Raw genomic sequence first — 18,956 nt, 5'->3', positions numbered from 1 at the left:
GCCCGTCATGAGTGGACGGGCGGGACGCCCATCCCACAATAACAATTAAAATTATAAGTTATTTAATTCGCGATCCTAACCTGACGCACCCTAAAATGACTAATCTAAAGTCTAAAATCTGAAATCTAAAATGGTATGACTTCAACACTGCCAACTATTAAGTTTTTAAAACAGCCGACTTCGGAAGCTTGGGTGGAACAGGCGATCGCCCATTTGGATACAATCTTATTAGACCATTCTCACTGCGAGCGGAAAGCGGCGGGAGTAGCGTTAAATTTAATGTTTCGCTACCCAGCAAAGGAAAAATTGGTGAGGATGCTAACGGGGATCGCCCGCGAAGAATTAGAGCATTTCGAGCAAGTCAACCAGCGGTTAGAACAGCGCAGCATTGCTTTGGGCCCTTTGGCTGCACCTCCCTATGGTGCCGGTTTGTCCGCCCAAATTCGCAAGCAGGAACCGGAGAGACTTTTGGATTCTTTGTTGGTTTCTGGTTTGATAGAAGCGCGCAGTCACGAACGGTTGGGGCTGCTGGGCGATCGCTGTCCCGACGCCCAATTAGCTAAGTTTTACCGCAGTTTGATGGCTTCGGAGGCGCGCCATTACGGGGTATATTGGATTTTAGCAACAACTTATTTCGATCGGGATATTGTGATGCAGAGGTTGGAGGAATTATCATTAGTAGAGAGCGAGTTGCTCGCAAGTCTTCATCCCGAACCGAGAATTCACAGTTAAAAGCTAGGTGCATTTAAAAACTGTAAAACACAAAAAATGAGTAAGTTTACAGTTGCTAAAGTCAAAAAATAAATATACGTTGCAATAACCAATGAAAACCCAACATCTGGATTTTTTAATTCGTTCATGGGAAACCCGCGATCGCGCTGAGGCGTTCTATTTAATTAGGGATGTTTTAGCAGAGTACGGTTTAAAATGCGAACCTCACGGGGCAGATCGAGATGTCTATGATGTAGAACTACATTATCATAATCAAGGTGGCGAATTTTGGGTAGTTGAGCGGCAGGATAAAATAGTCGGTACGGCGGCTTACTATCCGATTGAGCGCGGAAATAATGCTGTGGAAATTCGCAAAATGTATATTTTGCCAGCAGCAAGAGGACAGGGTTTGGGTAAATTTTTACTGCAAGAATTGGAAAGTAAAATTATCGCTCGCGGCTTTGATGAAATCTGGATAGAAACTGCTAGCATTCTCAAAGAAGCTGTAAAAATGTACGAAAATAGTGGATATCTACCGACAACTGGTGTGGAGACGCCAAGGTGCGATCGGGTTTACGTAAAATATCTAGGTTAGAAGCAAAGTCTAAGAAACCGGGTTTCTGAGAAAATGTCGGTTGGGTGGCAAAATATCTCGGAAGAAACCCGGTTTCTGGGAATTTTGCATTGGGTTTTAATTTATTTTTTGCTGCAGAGGAATCTCGATCGCAAATTCGGAACCTTCTCCCACTACAGAATTGCAAGAAAGCTTGCCGCCGTGTTTTTCTACTATAATAGAGTGCGAAATAGCCAATCCTAAGCCAGTTCCTTTGCCAATGGGTTTAGTAGTGAAAAACGGGTCAAACAAGCGCTTTTGCACATCTTCGCTCATCCCAGGGCCGCTGTCAGCTATCCAGATGGCAACGCTGTTATTGTCGGTTACTTGGGTGCGAATCGTAATTGCGAGATTTTTGTCGGTGCGATCGGATTTCTTCATCTCCATTTCCAATGCGTCTAGCGCATTGCTCAACAAATTCATAAATACTTGATTTAACTGACCGGGATAACATTCAACTAAAGGCAAATTACCGTATTCTTTAATCACATTAATTGTCGGGTAATCGGCTTTATGTTTCAGGCGGTTTTGCAAAATCAGCAGTGTGCTTTCAATGCCTTCGTGAATGTCAACTTGTTTCTTTTCGGCTTCGTCAAGTCTTGAAAAAGTTCGCAGGCTCAAAACTATGTCGCGGATGCGATCGGCTCCGACTTTCATAGATGCTAAAATTTTAGGTAAATCTTCAATGAGATAATCAATTTCTAAGTCATCCCTTGCATCTACAATTCTTGCGCTAGGCTGCGGGTATTCTTTCTGGTAAAGTCGCAGCATTTTTAGCAAGTTTTGAGTATATTCGCTGGTGTAGCTGAGATTGCCATAGATAAAATTAACCGGGTTGTTAATTTCGTGGGCGACACCTGCTACTAACTGTCCCAAACTCGACATTTTTTCACTTTGAATTAATTGAGTTTGGGTGCGTTGGAGTTCGCGCAAAGTTTCTTCTAGCTGTTGAGTTTGAGCTTGAGCTAGTCGGGCAGCTTGGCGGGTTTGGGTGTAAAGTTCAGCGTGGTCGATCGCGATCGCAATTTGAGCGACTACCGCTTGCATCAGTTCGACTTCCGATTCGCTCCAATTTCGCATGGAGATAGCCTGATAGCAGGTAATCACCCCAATATCGCCTGCTGCAGTATGAATTGGCAGCGACAGCACAGAGTTAAAATTTGAAGCCTGGAAAACTTCGCGCAATTCTACATCTTCAAAAGTGCTGACATCATCAATTCGCAGAATTTCTCGCCGCAAAATCTGTCGCACTGCGAGACTAGATTTGTCCTCTACAGGATAAGTGCCAAGCATACTTGGCAAATCTGCATTCTTCGCTTCGTAAGTTACTTCCCAAACCGGAGGATTGGTGTTGGGGCGATACCAAGTGAAGATGCACCAATCTAGGTGCATCAGATTGCGAATTTCTTCAACTGCGGTTGCTACAATTGTGTCTAAATCTAAAGAAGTGCGGATTTGGTTGGCAATTTGATTGAGCAGTAATTCTCGCTGAGCTTGCTGTCTGAGGGCTTGTTCCGATCGCACTAAAGTTTCTTCTGCAAGTTTGCGATCGGTTAAATCTTGGATCACTACTTGGATAATTTTTTCATTTCCCACCTCGATGACTGTCAGCACCACTTCTGCGGGAAAATCAGTACCGTCTAAGCGCTGGTGAACCCAATCAAAACGGTGCTTTCCCCGCTCAAAGGCGATCGCGATCATTTCGTGGGCCAAGCTCAAAGAATCTCTGCCGTTGGGTTGAAAAGGAGGCGAGAGTGTGCCAGGGTTTTGGCCGTACAACTCTTGCGGGGTAGTGCAGCCAAATAGTTTTAGGGTGGCTGTGTTGGCATCGGTGATGGCATTGTCACATAACATAAAAACAGGCAAACTGGTTAATTCGTAGAGCGATCGAAATTTGGCTTCCGACTGCTGCAATGCGGCTTCTGTTTGCTTGCGATCGGTAATGTCGGCAACCATTGCCAAAGCGCCCATATAGCGTCCCTGTTTATCTACCAAGGAATTAGTAGAAACCATCGCCCACAAGTCCCTGCCGTCTCGGCTACGGAACTTAAAATCGAGCTGTTCGCGAATTCCTTCACGGCGGCGTTTGAGACTGATTTGTGCGATCGCCATGCCTTCTGCATCCATGAAAGCAAATAGCGACTCCCCGATCATTTCCTCTGGAGTGCAGCCGAGCATATTAGCCATTTTTTGGTTGACAAAAGTAGTTTTACCATCCGTATCTATCATCCAAATTCCTTCGTCTGCTGTCTCGACAATGCACCTGTATTTGTCCTCGCTTTCCCTAAGCGCTTCTTCTGCTAATTGGCGAGCCGTAATGTTTTGAGTCATTAGCAAACCGCCGATAATTTCTTGCCGTTCGTTTCTGACTGGCAAAGTATAACCGAGGTAGATGCGATCGCTGTAAATAAATTCTGTAACAACTGTTTCTCCTGCCAGTGCCGCCCGATAATTTGGCTCGACAGCAGCGCAAAAATCTGGCTCGAATACTTCCCAGATTGTCTTGCCTTCCATCAACTCTTTGGAAAGCCCCACCGCGGCTAGTTCTGTACCTTCTACCAGCGTGTAGCGCATTTCTCGATCGAACAACATCACCGCACCGTTAGGAAAGTTGCTTGCCATAGTGCGGTAAAGCTGTTCGCTTTTTTGCAGCGCAGCTTCTGCTTGTTTGCGATCGCTAATGTCAACTACAACTGCACCGATGCCGATCGCCTCGCCATCTTTGTCTAGCAAGGGAAAATAAGAGCCTGTTAGGTGTCGGACAAACCCAGGCTTTCTGGGGTTGTCACCACTCATCTCTATGTTAATTAATGGTTGTTTTGTCCTCAAAATTTTTTCGTACAAAGGCTCTATTATGGGAGCGATATTTGGCAATATTTCGCGTACAGTCTTGCCGATGTGAGCTGCTGGACTCAGGCAATTTATTTCTGCTAAAAATTGATTAATTTGCACGTAGCGCAACTGCGAGTCCAAAATACAAAGTCCCGCCGGAGCCTCCTTTAAAAACGCATCAAATAGTCCTTGTCTTTGTGCTAATTCTTGTTCTAAAGCTTTGCAAACGCTGAGATCGGTTAAAGATCCCATCATCCCCACAACTTCTCCCATTTTGTCTTTCAATAGCGAGAGCATCAGGTGCGAGTAAAATTTTTCTCCAGATTTACGGCGTGTTATAACTTCTATTTCATGCTCGCCTTTTTCTTGTAGCGGTTTGATGACTTGCTGTAACAAAAATTCGTGTTCTTCTGGCGGGTAAATTAGAGAAATGTGCTGTCCGATAGCCTCAGTTGCTTCATAGCCGTATAACTTTTGGCAGGCTTGATTCCACATGGTGATCGAGCCGTCCATATCTGTAGAAATTACCGCCTCGTGAATTTGGTCGATAATTTGACTTTGGAGACGCAATTTTTCTTGAGTTTGCTCCAGTTCGGCGATTTTTTCTTCGAGTAGTTTCTGAGTTTTTTCCAGTTCCGCAGTCTGCTTTGTCAGCAATTTTTCTAGATGTGAATTGCTGTGTGGCGACGCTGATTCTAGGGGAGCGCTATTTTGATCCCGATTATTAAAGATTTCTTCAACACTTAGCCAAATCGCGGACAGTCCCTCTGTTTCAATTGCCCGCTCGGAAACTCGCACGGGTACGAGATGCTGGTTTTTATGTTTGTATGCTGCTTCGCACAGGTGCGTGTGGCTATTTTTTGCTTGACATTCTAGATATTTTTCTGGGCCCGCGCACTGTGTTTGCTGAATTTCCCAGTAGTTGAGGTGGAGAGTTTCTGCAACTGTGCGGCCGATAATACTTGCAAAAGCTGGATTTACGTCGAGAAAAGTCCCGTCCGTCCGGCACAATGCCAGCCCTATCGGGCACAGTTCTAACAATTGGCAACGGGAGCGATTGCGCTTGGCTTTTCCTAACTGGCTTTGCATCTGACCTAGCTGGACTTGGTTTATTTAATTATATCTTTATTATCTTGTTTATTGCTGTGAGTTTTATCCTTAATTAAAAAAGAGGGAAGAAGGAAGTTCGGCAACGATCCCTCTACGGGATTTAACAAATGTAACGGATAGATGCTGAGCTTGGAGGGAAGAAGGAAGAGATTGGAGGTTCGAGGTTCGAGGGAAGTTCGGCAACGATCGCGCGATCGGGATTTAACGGATGGATGTTGAGGAAAAAGACAAGATGGGGAAACAAAAGTGAGTAATAATCACCGGGGAGGAGGAAAGAGGGAATGAGAAGAAACCCGAAAAATCACAAAAGAAGAAGTACAAAACTGGTACAAAGACCATTAATTTATACATGGTATCTTCCCTCCAACCTTCTTCCTTCTTCCCTCTTCCGACGGACATCCATTACATCCGTGACATCCGTGACATCCGTCGAGCGAATCCGTTGCCGAACTTCCTTCAATTAATCGCGGGCAATACCTTCGGATCGAGCGGCCAACTGTACTGCACCGGCGACAGCAATGGCAACTCTTTCGTCAAAAACCGAGGGTATAATGTGCTCTTTGTCAAGCTGAGAAGGACTGACTAAAGAGGCGATCGCATAAGCTGCTTCCAAGTACATAGTGGGCGTAATCGTGGTCGCTTTGCAGTCCAAAGCGCCTCGAAATATCCCCGGAAATGCCAAAACATTGTTAATTTGATTCGGGTAATCGCTGCGTCCGGTTGCTACGATCGCCGCATCTTCCATAATTAATTCTGGCTGAATTTCGGGAATGGGATTTGCCATTGCAAAAACAATGGGATTTTCGGCCATCGAACGCACCATAGATCGGGTGACTACGCCGGGGGCGCTGACGCCTAAAAATACATCGGCACCGGCGATCGCATCTTCCAAAGTACCGCTCGAAGCCACGGCAAATTCTAGTTTTTCTGGGTTCATATCCGTGCGGTCTTCGGAGAGGACGCCTTTGGAGTCGCACATGATGATGTTTTGGGCACCTGCTTTACGCAACAACCGGGCGATCGCGACTCCGGCCGCACCGGCTCCGTTTATCACGATACACACTTCTGAGATGGTTTTTTTGACGATTTTCAAGGCATTAATTAATGCTGCCAAACTAACAATCGCAGTGCCGTGCTGGTCGTCGTGAAAAATCGGAATATCTAAGGTTTCCCGCAATCTTGCTTCGATTTCAAAGCAGCGGGGAGAAGAAATATCTTCGAGATTAACGCCGCCAAAAACCGGGGCGATATTCTGCACTGTGCGAATAATTTCCTCAGTATCTTGGGTATTCAAACAGATAGGAAAGGCGTCAATACCTGCAAATTCTTTAAATAGCATGGCTTTGCCTTCCATAACTGGCAGTGCGGCGGCAGGGCCGAGGTTTCCCAGTCCCAAAACTGCGCTACCGTCGGTAACAATGGCAACAGTATTTTGTTTGATTGTGAGGTTATAAACTTGTTGCGGGTCATTGGCGATCGCCGTGCAGATGCGGCCCACTCCTGGAGTGTATGCCATAGCTAAATCCGACTGGCGTTTGAGGGAAATTTTGCTAACTACGCTGATTTTTCCGCCGCGGTGCAAGTTGAAAGTGCGATCGTACACGTCGATCACTCTGATATCTGGCAGTGCTTTCACTGCTTGCACTATTTCTTCGTTATGCTCGAGGCTGTAAGCATCGACGGTGATATCGCGAACGGTAGTGGCGCGGGTTTGCTCGATCAAGTCGATTTGGCCGAAGTTGCCGCCGACAGATGCGATCGCGCTGGTGACTCTTGCGAGCATTCCCGGCTGGTTCGGCAGAGCAACCCGAATTGTTAAACTAAAGCTGGGATTGGGTGTCAGTTTTACCATGATGTCTTGATTTCAGATTTGAGAATTTCAATCTTAGATTTTATCGCCAATGTTAGGCATAAAATTTAATAATTCAAATTTTCAACTGAAATTTTTAACAAATTCTATGAGCCTGTGGTGCGATCGCTCTGCACTGCCAGGGGTGTGGCTGGAAAACAGCTCTTTTTTTGAGTAAATCTGTGCTCTGTTTCTAGCTTGTTACCAGGAATTTCTTCATGTGGTACCCGCCACGTGATTTATCCGTGGAATCAATCCAAAATCTAAAATCAAAAATCCTTGCGTCCCCCGCATTTATCTCGCGCAAGTCAACCTAAAATCTAAAATCTAAAATCTAAAATTGATTGACTCTCCCACAAATAGCCTATTTTTTGTCAATTTCCCCGCGAACCGCGAATATGAAGCGCGGATGTAAAAACCTGGTTTATGAGGTCAATCGATTTTAGATTTTAGATTTTAGATTTTAGATTAAAGAATTGAAGCATTGACCCCAGGGATAAATTCGGGGACTTCTTTATCGGATACAGGTTTTTTATTTCGGGACGGATGAATCCGGGGGCTTGTATCCGGGATGCTTTCGGTCAACCTGCGGAACTATTATCTATTTTTGAGAATATTTCTGCTTATTCTGAACATCAGCAGATATTTCGCAAAAATCTATTTTCTAGCGATACCGCCTAATTCCTGCTGCTGTCTTTTGAAGCGAGACACCCAGGAGAGTTGATGCGGCTTTTTGGTGGCCTTTATGGGGAATGTAAAAAGTAGATGCACGGCTGTTTGAGCCGGCAGGTAAAAATCTGAGCGACTGACAAGCGGGTCTTTGATATATATTTTGTCTGGTTTAACACTTGCCAAAGATTGCGACTGCAACCTTGCAAACGCTCTAAATTACCTGCACGCTTTGCCCGATAATTCCAGGGAGTGTAACTAACAGACAATCTACCCCGCGCCGACACAGGCACAGCTTGGGCCGAACCCTGTTGAGTAGGTGGTTGCTAACTGTCAATTTTACCGATCGGCTGCAGCATCGGCCCATATAATTGTAAAGAATTTGCAAGCCAGACAATCTGGGGGAACTTTTTCTAAGTCTTGCATATCTACCGGTTGCTCTGCTTCGCTGCCGGGGGGAACTATGCACAGAGCAACTTGTCCGACTCCAGCCATGAGTTCGGCAACTCGCTCCAAAATACTGTCGATTTTTTCCATTAGTTGCTCTGCTGCATCGAGACTTGGCGCGATGATGAAAAAGGTTTTGACTCCATCGGGACAAGGAGCGAAGCCAAGGGTACACTCTCGTAATAGTGCTTGGGTGGAGAGACTGAAACCGTCGTAGAATCGAGCGATTACTGCTTGATAAAAGGCGATTGTCAGAGAGCGATCGCCAAAAATAGGTTGAGGTAACATAACTACTTCCTTTCGTAGGATTTTTGGGAGCATTGAAAAAATTTTAACATACCTTAATGTAAGCGATTTAACAAAATTATCTAGCGATCGAGATCATGGACTTGATGTGACATTTTTTAATTTGTGTAGCGATCGCAACTGTGATAAAATGTACTCTGTGCTATCACGGCCAGTGATTTTGATCGCATCAGCAGCTCAAAGCTAAGTACAAAATTTCCTAGTAGGTGAGGAGAGGGGGAGAGGGCCAGAGGGAGAGAACCAGAGGGAAATTACCTAAGTAGTAAGAGTATTATTGCCACAAAGTGCTTAATCTAGAGTTTAAAATAAACATCCAATCAAAATATTCAAGATGAACTCGATCGCCCAACAGTTAAAAGCAAAATTTGAAAAAGCATTCACCGCTGCATTCGGCGAAAGTTATGCAGGTGCAGATCCGATGCTAGCCGCCGCCAGCAATCCCAACTTTGGGGACTTTCAGTGCAACGCGGCGATGAGTTTGGGGAAAAAGTTAGGAAAGCCCCCACGGGCGATCGCCTCGACAATTATCGAAAACCTAGATATTACTGACATCTGCGAAACCCCAGAAATCGCCGGGCCCGGTTTTATCAATTTGAAGCTGAAACCGGCTTATTTGGAAGCGCAAATTAGTGCGTTAGCGAAGCCCTCGAAGAGGATCGCCGCCGACTCGCGTTTGGGGATTGAACCGACGAAAACGCCTCAGACAATCGCGATCGACTTTTCCAGTCCGAATATAGCCAAAGAAATGCACGTCGGACATTTGCGATCGACAATCATCGGAGATGCGATCGCCCGCATCCTCGAATTTCAAGGCCACGACGTACTCAGAATCAACCACATCGGCGACTGGGGCACCCAATTCGGAATGCTGATCGCATACTTGCGCGAAGTTCACCCCGAAGCCCTCACAACCGCTGACGCCCTAGACTTAGGAGATTTAGTCGCATTTTACCGCCAAGCAAAACAGCGCTTTGACACAGATGAAACCTTCAAAGAAACCGCCCGCCAAGAAGTAGTAAAACTGCAAGCAGGCGCCGAAGACACCCGCCGCGCTTGGAAATTGCTGTGCGATCAATCGCGCCGCGAATTCCAAGTAATATACGACTTGCTCGATATCAAATTAACCGAACGCGGCGAATCGTTTTACAATCCTCTATTGCCCGCTGTAGTCGAAGATTTAACCAACTTAGGTTTGCTAGTAGAAAGTGACGGCGCGAAATGCGTTTTTGTAGACGGTTTCACCAACAAAGAAGGCGAACCACTGCCGCTAATCGTGCAGAAAACCGACGGCGGCTACAATTACGCCACAACAGATTTAGCAGCAGTGCGCTACCGCATCCAAAAAGACAATGCAAAGCGGTTAATTTATGTCACCGATTCAGGACAAGCAAACCATTTTGCCCAAGTATTTGCAGTAGCCCGAAAAGCCGGTTGGATTCCTGAAGATGTCGAAATTGTCCACATTCCCTTCGGTTTGGTATTGGGAGAAGACGGCAAAAAACTCAAAACTCGTTCTGGGGAAACAGTGCGGTTGCAGGATTTGTTAGATGAGGCGATCGTCCGCACGCGCCAAGATTTAGAAGAGAGATTAAAAGTCGAAGAAAGACAAGAAACTGAGGAATTTATTGCTAACGTATCTCGAACAGTTGGTTTGAGTGCCGTTAAGTATGCCGATTTAAGTCAAAATCGCGCCAGCAACTATATTTTCAGTTACGACAAAATGCTCGCATTGCAAGGAAATACCGCTCCTTATATGCTGTATGCTTATGTGCGCGTGCAGGGAATTCGCCGCAAAGGTGAGATTAATTTTGATAACTTAGATGCTGGTGCGAAAGTGATTTTACAATCAGATGCCGAGTTGGTATTGGCAAAGCATTTATTGCAGTTGAATGAAGTTGTGAATGCTGTGGGAGGCGATTTGTTGCCGAATCGAATTTGTCAGTATTTGTTTGAATTGAGCCAAAAGTTTAATCAATTTTTTGAACAGTGTCCGGTTTTGAAAGCTGAGGAACCGTTGCGGACTTCGCGGTTGATTTTGTGCGATTTGACTGCAAGAACTTTGAAGTTGGGTTTGGAGTTGTTGGGGATTAAGGTATTGGAAAGAATGTAAGCGGTAAGGGGTGCGGGGCGCGCACCCTACATTATTTAGTTGCGGTGCTCCGTGCGCTACATTATTTAGTTGCGGTGCGCCGAAGCGCACCCTACATATTTAATTCGCTAGCCCATTTCTCCAATTAAGTTTAGCGCATTATTTCCAACTTTCTAAGATGTCTTGAAACATCTTTTTAGCCATCGGGTGATCGTTGCGATATCTCACAAAAATTTCCAAGTTGCGCGCAGATTTTAGTTAAGTTTAATATTTTTTAAACACAACTATTGCATCGGTAACAAACTTATAGTAAATTTACAATTTATCGGGGAATGCACAGCCATTACCTATTAAGGCATCCTCGATAAAAATTAAAAACATGAACGAAACAAAAGTTTTCGGAATGCCAGCAGAAAAAGGCCGCTGGTTGTTCGTTCCGCTGGGAATCACGGTCTTGCTTTGTCTGGGTACAGTTTATTCTTGGAGTATCTTTAGAAAGCCGCTAGAAAAGCAGCTCGATATCGGTGCAACGGATAGTTTATTGCCGTTTACCGTATTGTTAGTAGTTTTTGCCGTACTGATGCCAATTACCGGCTTTTTTATCGATCGCTACGGTTCTCGCACCGTGACCGCAGTCGGCGGCGTCGTGACGGGAATCGGCTATATTTTATCGGCATTTGCACCTAATATTACTGTCCTGGTACTCACCTATGGAGTTATCGCCGGTGCCGGGGTGGGAATTGCTTACGGCGTACCGCTAGCAGTAGCAGCCAAGTGGTTTCCCGATAAAAAAGGATTGGCAGTTGGGCTAACAGTAATTGGGTTTGGTTTGTCGCCTTTAATTACCGCACCGATTGCCAAATATTTAATCGATACCTATCAAATAGCGCAAACATTTCTGATTTTAGGCATCGCTTTTACCGTCATTATTTTGGCAATTTCGACCGTTTTGAAAATGCCGCCAACTGGATGGACGCCTGCGGGATTTGCGGCCGCCCGATCGCGAACAGCGGTAAATAGCCAGAGCGCACCGATGATGAAATCTCCCGCATTTTACGGGCTGTGGGTGTGCTACACCATTGGCACGCTGGTGGGATTGGGCGCGATCGGAATTTCTTCTTCCGTGGCGCAGGAAATTATTAAATTAGACGCGGGAACGGCTGCGGCAACGGTTTCTCTGTTTGCCATATTTAACGGTATGGGGCGTCCGATGTTTGGTTGGATAACCGATCGATTTAAGCCAAAATATGCCGCAATCGCCAACTACATTCTCATCTTAATCGCATCGATTATGATGACTCAGGCGGGCGTTGGACAAGTCGCAACTTATATCATTGCGTTTTGTTTGTTCTGGCTGTCGTTAGGAGGATGGCTGGCGATCGCGCCCACGGCAACTTTAACTTTATTCGACCCCACAGACTACGCGAAAAACTACGGCATTGTGTATACAGCCTACGGAGTTGGAGCGTTTTTCGGTACAATTGCTGCGGGGAAAATTCGCGATACTTTTGGCAGCTATACCAACGCTTTTTACATTACGGCAATTCTTGCGGTTGTTGGCATCATCACCGCCGTGTTTGCGCTGAAGGGAGGGGTTAAAATTGCAGCCGAAGCCGATGTTTCTTAATCGGGACTTGCACACCCCCGATCGCAGAAACCGGGTTTTTTAGGAAAATATGGGATTTGAGCCGTGAAGATCGGTGAACAACCCAGTTTCTCGGCTTTTCCAATTTTCTAAAATATCTTTAAACATCTTTACAGCAATTTGGCGATCGTTATCTCTCACAAATATATCGTAATTGGGGCTTGAGTTAATTTCAATCAACCAATATGCTCCTTTTGTATCTAGCGCGATGTCAAACCCAGCATAATTAATCGCAATTTCTGCAAAAACAGGTTTAACAAAATCTTCAATCTCAGAAATGAGATTGGGGTTAATTATATGTTTAGCTTTTGCACCTTCCCAGTGCAGCGGGCTTAAATTGCCCGCAAATTTAGCCTGAGATTTGTCTTTCTCGTACAGCAAAACTAGCTTTTCTTTGCAGAATACAGCCCGATATTCGTGGGCAATTTCGATATATTCTTGAGCTATGGCCACGTGGTCATAATCTTTGCTGTTGACATTAAATATAATTTCTAGGGCTTCTTTAATTTGCTCTCTAGTTTCACACAAAAAAACATTGTTGCCACCAGCACCGCGATTTCTTTTGAGAATCACCGGGAAAGCGAATTTTTTGTTTACTTCTAAAACTATTGATTCAATATCTGGGAAACTCAAATACTTTTTATACTTCTCCTCGCAGTGAGGCGAGACAAAACCGAGAGTTCTGGGAGTATTTATTTTGCCGTTTAATAGTTGATAGGTATATTCTTTGTCTTTAAAAATCTCTGCTACTGACGCGCTGTTAAATGCCGTCATGTAATTGACAAAATAATATTCTTCGCCGCCCTGTTTGAGTCTAATCAAGTTTTGGGAAGGATGCAGGATTTCGTAAGGGATATTTAATTCCTCACAAGCCGCCAGCAGGATTTCAATATTGGTTAGCATAAAATGTAACTTAATTAGAAATTAATTCTAAAGATTTGAGATTTGAGAATCGCTTCCAAATCTCAAACCTCAAATTATATCGCACTTCTATCCAAACAACCGCTGCTGTCCGTTTGCCGCATCTTTCCCGGCATAAATCTCGCGCGTTCCCTTGGGAATATAAATCCAATCGAATTCTTGCAAGCGGTTTGTTAAATTGGAAATGCTCACTCCCAATTCATCTCTCATTTTGTATAAATGCGACCACTTAGTTAAATCGCGTCCCTGTCTTTTTTCCTCCAAAATACACCGAGGCATCAATAAACAGCTTGCAAAATATTGCGCTTGCCATTCGATCGACAAAACCTTATTATCAGCACTCGCACCCCGACAAACAAACGGTTCCTCGAAATCAGACGCCGTTTTTCCTTCATTGCCTAAGTTTAATTCCAACTGTTCCACAGTGCCGTCTGCTTCGTCTTGATTGACGTGTAGCACCCAGTGGCCGATTTCGTGGGCGATCGTCGATTCGATGAAGCCCGGCGGTTTTTCGAGAATCTGTTCGTTGATTTCGATTAACCGCTGCTGCGGCAAAATCCTTGCCGCGATCGCACCTTCTTCATCCGGCTCAATGCACTCCCAAACTACGCCTAAATCCAGAAAATCAGCAACCGTTGTCGCATCAAAAGGCCATCTCGGAGCAAAATTTTGCGTTTTCTGCATCTGCATCAAGATGTCATTTGCCAAACGCTCGATCGTTTCTTTGGGATAGAAGCAATACGGCTTAAAAATACTCACTATGAGGGGCCTCTCTTACGCTTCAAAAGACTGTTTGAGCCAATCGGGATTTTCTTGCATCCGGCGGAAAAGAGCCTGCATTTCCTTCGGATTCTGCTTCAGCAGCGCTTCGTACTGCTGCGGCAGCCTCCCCGCCAAGAAAATCAATTCCTCTTCGTTTATGTCTAGATTCCGCGCTAATGCTCGGATTACCTCCTCTTTTGGCGCATAATCCGCTCGATCGTTCTCCAACTTCGACAAATAAGTAAAGTCCACACTTAGCATAGCTGCTAGCTCACGTTGTGAGTAAGCTTTGTCCTTGCGAGCTTGACGGATCAGTCTTCCAAATGTTTGTTCCACGGTTTTTTGCCTCCTGACAAGCATTCTAGCCTGTTTTGATGAAAAGTTCAACAAAATACTTGACGGGAAAATCAACCCGCGCTACCATGAGGTTAGTTGACGGTTTAATCAACCAATTAACCCGGACTGGTAGGGTTAAGGGTGCAAATTAGCCTAGCTCACACGCTACATATAGCGTCGTCAACTTCAGAGGAGTGAGAAGCGCTGGGCGTCAAAACGCTTGTACGCAGCAAATAAGGAGGAGCAGATCGCAAATGCTGAGAACCTGGACAGACACGCATTACAAGCTCGAAGACGATGACTGGCTATACATCGCCACCCACGAAGAACAAAGCTCAGCCTCACTGGTTTGTCCCGGCTACGCGCGGGATGGCGAAGGCTTCAGCATCCACTTCACCCCAGCGCACTTAGAAACGTTAGAGCATTTGCTCGCCGCGCTGCGGATTATCAAAGCTCAACAAGAGGCGAGGCTTGAGTATACCTATCCAGAACCAAAAGCGACAACACATCTCATTAGGTAATCGAAGTTCAGCCGCGAGCAATGTACGAGATTTAACGGATTACCAATTCCCCGTAAAACAATAAAGAACTAAGGAAAAACGAACAATGACTAAAACACAAGAAAGACCGACATTTTCAGTATTTGGTGCCAAACCGAGCAATGCTTTGCTAGTACCGGAAATCCCGATCGCCGTCCGCAATAATTGCCAAAGTGGCCAGTGGGCGATCGGCGATACAGACTACGGTTCCAAGTGTTCCATGACCATCCTCAAATTCTCCAAATTCTTCGGTTCCCTCGGTCAAACTTCGCACACATTGTGGGGTCAACTCTGGTTTGTCGCAGAAAGTGGTGAATTGCCGCAAGGAGTTGTCATGGTGACATACATCAAAAACCGCAGCTTGAACGATTTTAACCGCTTGGTAGCATCAGTTCAATCTCGCGGCGTAGAACCTGCAACCGGGATTTTCATCCCCGAATTTGTCAAACATTCCGGTCAGAAACCAGATGACAGCGGAGTAGTAAAACCGATAAACTACTACAGCTTGAAATGGTCTTGGAACGAGCGGAAAGATTGGGCGGTTATCGACCAAGCCGCAGCAGTTTTGTCAGATTCTAGCAATCAATCGCGGATGATTGACTTAGAAGGAACAAAAGCTATGGTGTGTTTAGATAACCTGCCGGCACAGCAAGTTGCCTGCTTGATGGCTGCTCACGCTGGCGGTGAAAGCGATGCTATTGCTTTGAATTCCAACGGCAGTAAGTCGCTACCGCCAGCCGAAGAGCAATTAACTGCTGACTTGTTCTAATTTTGTTGTAAAGGCGCGATTAAATCGCGCCTTTACCATAACTGTTACCACAGACTGAAATGAAGAAATTAACCAAGCTTAAAACCAAACCAAACCTGCAAGAAAGCCGTTTGAAAGAGAATATTGAGCTGCTCGACCAAATTCGGGCAGACGCAGTTAACGACATCGAAAGTCTCACCGAAGACTTCCAGCACATGACTTTAGTTGCCGAATCAGTCCAGCGGAATTACCGAGCTTTGTTAGCCGAAAATCAATTGCTAAAAGGCGCACTTTTGAGTATAATTGATGAGTGCGCCTGCTGGGAAGGAAATCGGTGCGATCGCTGCTGCAAAATTCTCAGAACTCTAGCCAGCGCCAATCCCGAAGAAAAATCCGATGCAGCCAGAAAATACCGTTCCATTCTCAGCCAACTCCGCAACTTAGAATAACTGAAAACGTTTCACTAAAAAATCTCGAAAACTTAGAATCAGGAGAAGCAAACATTATGACAATAGCAACTGCCAAGGATAGCAAAGCCCAAATTTTGCAAAACTTTCAGCAGATTTTAGCCGACAAAAAAAAGATCGAATCCAAAGTCGAAACCAAAGAACAGTCAGCCGAAAAAGCCAAAAACAAACAACTCCTCGAAGTCGCTTCCACCTACACAATTGACAGCATCGTCAAAGGCTTGGCTGACTTGCAATTAGATTTCGGCAGCACCATCAGCGGACTTTCGGAAAAACTGAAAGCGGAATCTTCCAAATTAGACGAATTAAAACGCGCGATCGAAATTGAAGCGGCACAATTGCAAGAGTTGCAGCAAATCAGAGTTGTAGCAGACGCCCTCCACATTTTAACTCAAGAGCACCGAGAAAAATTGACCCTGCTAGAACAAAACGCTGCTAACCAGCGCGAAATTCTCGAAAAAGACACGACCCAAAAACGCAAGGTTTGGGAAAAAGAACAGCAAGAATTTGAGGCAGCAGTTGAAGAAGAGGCTGCACTCATAACTAAAAAGCGTCAGGAAGAAACAGCCGATTACCAATATGAATTAGAACGCACCCGCAAAATCGAAACCGACGAATACGAAGAAACGAAGCGTAAACTAGAACGGCATTTGCAAGAATCTACCCGCGAAAAAGAAAAAAATTGGGTGGAACGGGAAAAAGTCCTCAGCGACAATCAAGCGGAGTTTGAAGAGAATCAAAGAAAAGCCGCCGGATTTGAGGAAGAACTCAAACAGGCTTATGTCAAAGCCAAAGAAGAAGCAATTCAAGAAGTTTCCCGCGAAGCTAAAGTCAAGGCAGATTTAGTGGATAAAGAATGGGAAGGAAGCAAGCAAGGATATGAATTAAAAGTCCAATCTTTACAGCAGACAATTGGGCGACAAACCGAACAAATTGCCGAAATTTCCGCGCAACTGCAAGCCACGATGAAGCAAGCGCAAGATTTGGCAATGAAAGCTTTTGCTAGCAAAGCTTAAGGTTGGTTTGCAGCCCAAATTTTGACAAGAAGAATCGGCGGTTGAAACCGCGACTACATAAACAAAGTCCGCCTTCGCGGACTAACAGAGTTAGGAGATGAAGGTAATGGCGAAATTGAGTGACAAAAATACTAAGGCTGAAATCTTAGAAGCTTACAAACAGTTGGAAAAGGAAAAAGCCACATTAGATTCCCAACTGAAGCAGCTTGAAAACTGGCAATCTACAAATTTCTCTCAAAACGACCAATCTGCAAATCTTTCTCAAGCAGAAGTCGCAGTCAAAGAACTAGCAATAGCGGAAGCAAAAAAAGCAATGAATTTAATTGAAAGCAAGCAAAAAATGCAGTCTACAATCGACAATTTGATTTTGCTGCAATTTAGCTTTGGCGGCGCTGTTAGCGAGTTGTCTGAAAAATTAACTTCAGAAGCTGCTAAAGTCGAAGAATTGCGGCGCACTGTGGGCGAGGAAGTTCAACAACTGCAAGAGTTGCACAGTTTAGAAGATGTTGCAGAAGATACGCTGGACAATTTAATTCAACAGTACGAAGAAAGCGCGAAAACTTTTGCTGGCGAACTCAGCGAACAGCGCGAAACTGTTGAACAGGAATTGTTGGAACGCCGGCAAGCTTGGGAAAAAGAGCAGGAACTCCACAAGTTGGCCGTTAAAGAACGCAATGAGAATCAGCAAAAAGCTCGCCAGCGGGATGAAGAATTGTATAATTATGATTTGAATCTTCAGCGAGATATGGACATCGAAGAATACCAACAGCGCCAGAAAAGGCTGTATCAAGAAATCGAAGAGTTTCAGCAAGAACAGGAGAAACAGTGGGCGGAACGCGAAAAATCTATTTCGGAACGGGAAAAACTGTATGCTGAGGTGAAAGCGAAGGTAGAAGCTTTCCCGAAAGAACTGGAAGCTACTATCAAGAACGGGAAAGATAACGGCCGCAATATTGGCAATTATCAAGCTAAAGTTAAGGCTGATTTGTCTGCTAAAGATGTTGAAGGGCAAAAGCAAAATTATGAACTGCAAATTCAAGGGATGTTGCAGACAATTCAAAATCAAGATGCGCGCCTTGCTAGCTTGTCGAAACAACTGGATTCTGCTTTGAAACAGGTTCAAGATTTGGCGGTGAAGGCAATTGAAGGTGCATCGAATTTGAGTTCTTTCCAAGCAGTCAGGGAAATTGCGATCGAACAAGCGAAGACTCAGCAGAAAAATAAGTAGATAAAACTCGGCGGTTGAAACCGGGGCTACATAAACGAAGTAGATAATACCCGGCGGTTTCAACCGCAAAGAGAGTCAAACGAAGTCTGCGGAGGCCGACTGGGAGAAGTAAGATCCTCTTCGGCGCACCTTACGCTATTTTGAGAAAAAACTGGCTTTCCTTAGTGGAGTTTTCAAACTGTCCACTCGCTGCGAGTCTTCCTTGAGCCTCAAACCCTATCTACAGCATTATAGTTTTTAGTAAAAAGCCCGATCGCACTGTTCACTTATCGAAACTGTCCCCTGCTCTCCTGACCGCTTCACTCACGCTTTCTATGCTTTAAGTTAATCAACCAAAAGATATATGTGACTTAGAGGCACTATGCAGAAACAAATCATACGCCAAAAAGATACTAATGCTTGGATACTTCAGTGCTGGGTTTCTTTTATTCTTGCCATTTCCGCAACTACTGTAGGTATCATTTATTTACAGGTAGACCCCTGGCAGAAAGCTTTTATGGGTATGGGTTTAACTTTTTCAATCGGCTCGTCTTTTACTTTAGCAAAAACCATTCGGGATAACAACGAGGCAACAACATTAACTGCCAGAATCGACGAAGCTAGAGTTGAGAAAATTCTCGCTGAGCACCATCCTCTCAAATAAGCTTAAATTATACAATGTATACAAA

Annotated in this window: 16 protein-coding genes; 10 read left to right on the top strand and 6 right to left on the bottom strand. The window is 44.9% G+C overall.

The window, feature by feature from the left end; all coding sequences use genetic code 11:
• The first annotated feature begins 135 nt into the window (after window positions 1-135).
• Both QT984_RS10225 and QT984_RS10220 read left to right on the top strand, forming a co-directional pair.
• Entirely contained in the window at window positions 136-732 is a 597-nt protein-coding gene (locus QT984_RS10225) for a tRNA isopentenyl-2-thiomethyl-A-37 hydroxylase MiaE (RefSeq protein WP_333051921.1), read from the top strand.
• Between the two features lie 91 nt (window positions 733-823).
• On the top strand, window positions 824-1,306 hold the full coding sequence (locus QT984_RS10220) for a GNAT family N-acetyltransferase (RefSeq protein ID WP_333051923.1): 483 nt from the start codon (window positions 824-826) through the stop codon (window positions 1,304-1,306).
• A gap of 96 nt (window positions 1,307-1,402) precedes the next feature.
• On the opposite strand, the gene QT984_RS10215 is transcribed toward QT984_RS10220, so the two are convergent.
• The 3 genes from QT984_RS10215 to QT984_RS10205 form a co-directional block, all read right to left on the bottom strand.
• Entirely contained in the window at window positions 1,403-5,245 is a 3,843-nt protein-coding gene (locus QT984_RS10215) for a PAS domain S-box protein (protein WP_333373898.1), read from the bottom strand.
• 481 nt (window positions 5,246-5,726) lie between these two features.
• Complete coding sequence (locus QT984_RS10210; RefSeq protein WP_333051927.1) at window positions 5,727-7,118, bottom strand: malic enzyme-like NAD(P)-binding protein; 1,392 nt, start codon at window positions 7,116-7,118, stop codon at window positions 5,727-5,729.
• 1,005 nt (window positions 7,119-8,123) lie between these two features.
• Window positions 8,124-8,519, bottom strand: a complete 396-nt coding sequence (locus tag QT984_RS10205; protein WP_333051930.1) for a hypothetical protein — start codon at window positions 8,517-8,519, stop codon at window positions 8,124-8,126.
• A 349-nt stretch (window positions 8,520-8,868) separates the two neighbouring features.
• On the opposite strand from QT984_RS10205, the gene argS reads away from it, so the two are divergent.
• Window positions 8,869-10,647, top strand: coding sequence for an arginine--tRNA ligase (argS, locus tag QT984_RS10200; protein WP_333051932.1), 1,779 nt, complete (start codon window positions 8,869-8,871; stop codon window positions 10,645-10,647).
• 358 nt (window positions 10,648-11,005) lie between these two features.
• The gene (locus QT984_RS10195) at window positions 11,006-12,253 is read left to right on the top strand and encodes an L-lactate MFS transporter (protein WP_333051935.1); all 1,248 of its coding nucleotides are present in this window, start codon (window positions 11,006-11,008) and stop codon (window positions 12,251-12,253) included.
• Window positions 12,254-12,292: 39 nt separating this feature from the next.
• On the opposite strand, the gene QT984_RS10190 is transcribed toward QT984_RS10195, so the two are convergent.
• From QT984_RS10190 to QT984_RS10180, 3 genes are all read right to left on the bottom strand, one after another.
• On the bottom strand, window positions 12,293-13,174 hold the full coding sequence (locus tag QT984_RS10190; protein WP_333312621.1) for a YheC/YheD family protein: 882 nt from the start codon (window positions 13,172-13,174) through the stop codon (window positions 12,293-12,295).
• 87 nt (window positions 13,175-13,261) lie between these two features.
• Complete coding sequence (locus QT984_RS10185) at window positions 13,262-13,951, bottom strand: ImmA/IrrE family metallo-endopeptidase (protein WP_333051939.1); 690 nt, start codon at window positions 13,949-13,951, stop codon at window positions 13,262-13,264.
• A gap of 15 nt (window positions 13,952-13,966) precedes the next feature.
• Window positions 13,967-14,290, bottom strand: coding sequence for a helix-turn-helix domain-containing protein (locus tag QT984_RS10180; RefSeq protein ID WP_006634885.1), 324 nt, complete (start codon window positions 14,288-14,290; stop codon window positions 13,967-13,969).
• A gap of 254 nt (window positions 14,291-14,544) precedes the next feature.
• Here QT984_RS10180 and QT984_RS10175 point away from each other — a divergent pair, with 254 nt between their 5' ends.
• The 6 genes from QT984_RS10175 (at window position 14,545) to QT984_RS10150 (ending at window position 18,931) form a co-directional block, all read left to right on the top strand.
• Window positions 14,545-14,811, top strand: a complete 267-nt coding sequence (locus QT984_RS10175) for a hypothetical protein (protein ID WP_332959099.1) — start codon at window positions 14,545-14,547, stop codon at window positions 14,809-14,811.
• Window positions 14,812-14,896: 85 nt separating this feature from the next.
• On the top strand, window positions 14,897-15,598 hold the full coding sequence (locus tag QT984_RS10170; RefSeq protein ID WP_333373895.1) for a hypothetical protein: 702 nt from the start codon (window positions 14,897-14,899) through the stop codon (window positions 15,596-15,598).
• A 59-nt stretch (window positions 15,599-15,657) separates the two neighbouring features.
• Window positions 15,658-16,026 carry a hypothetical protein gene (locus tag QT984_RS10165; RefSeq protein WP_333373893.1) on the top strand — a complete coding sequence of 123 codons (369 nt, stop codon included), beginning with the start codon at window positions 15,658-15,660 and terminating at the stop codon, window positions 16,024-16,026.
• A gap of 56 nt (window positions 16,027-16,082) precedes the next feature.
• Window positions 16,083-17,060 carry a hypothetical protein gene (locus QT984_RS10160; protein ID WP_333373891.1) on the top strand — a complete coding sequence of 326 codons (978 nt, stop codon included), beginning with the start codon at window positions 16,083-16,085 and terminating at the stop codon, window positions 17,058-17,060.
• A 106-nt stretch (window positions 17,061-17,166) separates the two neighbouring features.
• Window positions 17,167-18,288: a hypothetical protein gene (locus tag QT984_RS10155; RefSeq protein ID WP_333338736.1), complete on the top strand. Its 1,122-nt coding sequence runs from the start codon at window positions 17,167-17,169 to the stop codon at window positions 18,286-18,288.
• 361 nt (window positions 18,289-18,649) lie between these two features.
• Window positions 18,650-18,931, top strand: a complete 282-nt coding sequence (locus QT984_RS10150) for a YiaA/YiaB family inner membrane protein (protein ID WP_190739554.1) — start codon at window positions 18,650-18,652, stop codon at window positions 18,929-18,931.
• Window positions 18,932-18,956: the final 25 nt, after the last annotated feature.

The organism is Microcoleus sp. Z1_B2 (genome assembly GCF_036700325.1).
In the GTDB taxonomy this organism is placed as follows: domain Bacteria; phylum Cyanobacteriota; class Cyanobacteriia; order Cyanobacteriales; family Microcoleaceae; genus Microcoleus.
Note: the sequence above shows the minus strand (reverse complement) of the source record. Positions and strands in the feature narration are given on the sequence as shown.

Bases quoted from the DNA above. Each gene is read 5' to 3' on its own strand.
- QT984_RS10205 (WP_333051930.1), bottom strand. From the start codon at position 8,519: ATGTTACCTCAACCTATTTTTGGCGATCGCTCTCTGACAATCGCCTTT.
- QT984_RS10195 (WP_333051935.1), top strand. From the start codon at position 11,006: ATGAACGAAACAAAAGTTTTCGGAATGCCAGCAGAAAAAGGCCGCTGG.
- QT984_RS10210 (WP_333051927.1), bottom strand. From the start codon at position 7,118: ATGGTAAAACTGACACCCAATCCCAGCTTTAGTTTAACAATTCGGGTT.
- QT984_RS10170 (WP_333373895.1), top strand. From the start codon at position 14,897: ATGACTAAAACACAAGAAAGACCGACATTTTCAGTATTTGGTGCCAAA.
- QT984_RS10165 (WP_333373893.1), top strand. From the start codon at position 15,658: ATGAAGAAATTAACCAAGCTTAAAACCAAACCAAACCTGCAAGAAAGC.
- QT984_RS10155 (WP_333338736.1), top strand. From the start codon at position 17,167: ATGGCGAAATTGAGTGACAAAAATACTAAGGCTGAAATCTTAGAAGCT.
- QT984_RS10175 (WP_332959099.1), top strand. From the start codon at position 14,545: ATGCTGAGAACCTGGACAGACACGCATTACAAGCTCGAAGACGATGAC.
- QT984_RS10150 (WP_190739554.1), top strand. From the start codon at position 18,650: ATGCAGAAACAAATCATACGCCAAAAAGATACTAATGCTTGGATACTT.
- QT984_RS10190 (WP_333312621.1), bottom strand. From the start codon at position 13,174: ATGCTAACCAATATTGAAATCCTGCTGGCGGCTTGTGAGGAATTAAAT.
- QT984_RS10220 (WP_333051923.1), top strand. From the start codon at position 824: ATGAAAACCCAACATCTGGATTTTTTAATTCGTTCATGGGAAACCCGC.
- QT984_RS10160 (WP_333373891.1), top strand. From the start codon at position 16,083: ATGACAATAGCAACTGCCAAGGATAGCAAAGCCCAAATTTTGCAAAAC.
- QT984_RS10225 (WP_333051921.1), top strand. From the start codon at position 136: ATGACTTCAACACTGCCAACTATTAAGTTTTTAAAACAGCCGACTTCG.
- QT984_RS10215 (WP_333373898.1), bottom strand. From the start codon at position 5,245: ATGCAAAGCCAGTTAGGAAAAGCCAAGCGCAATCGCTCCCGTTGCCAA.
- argS (WP_333051932.1), top strand. From the start codon at position 8,869: ATGAACTCGATCGCCCAACAGTTAAAAGCAAAATTTGAAAAAGCATTC.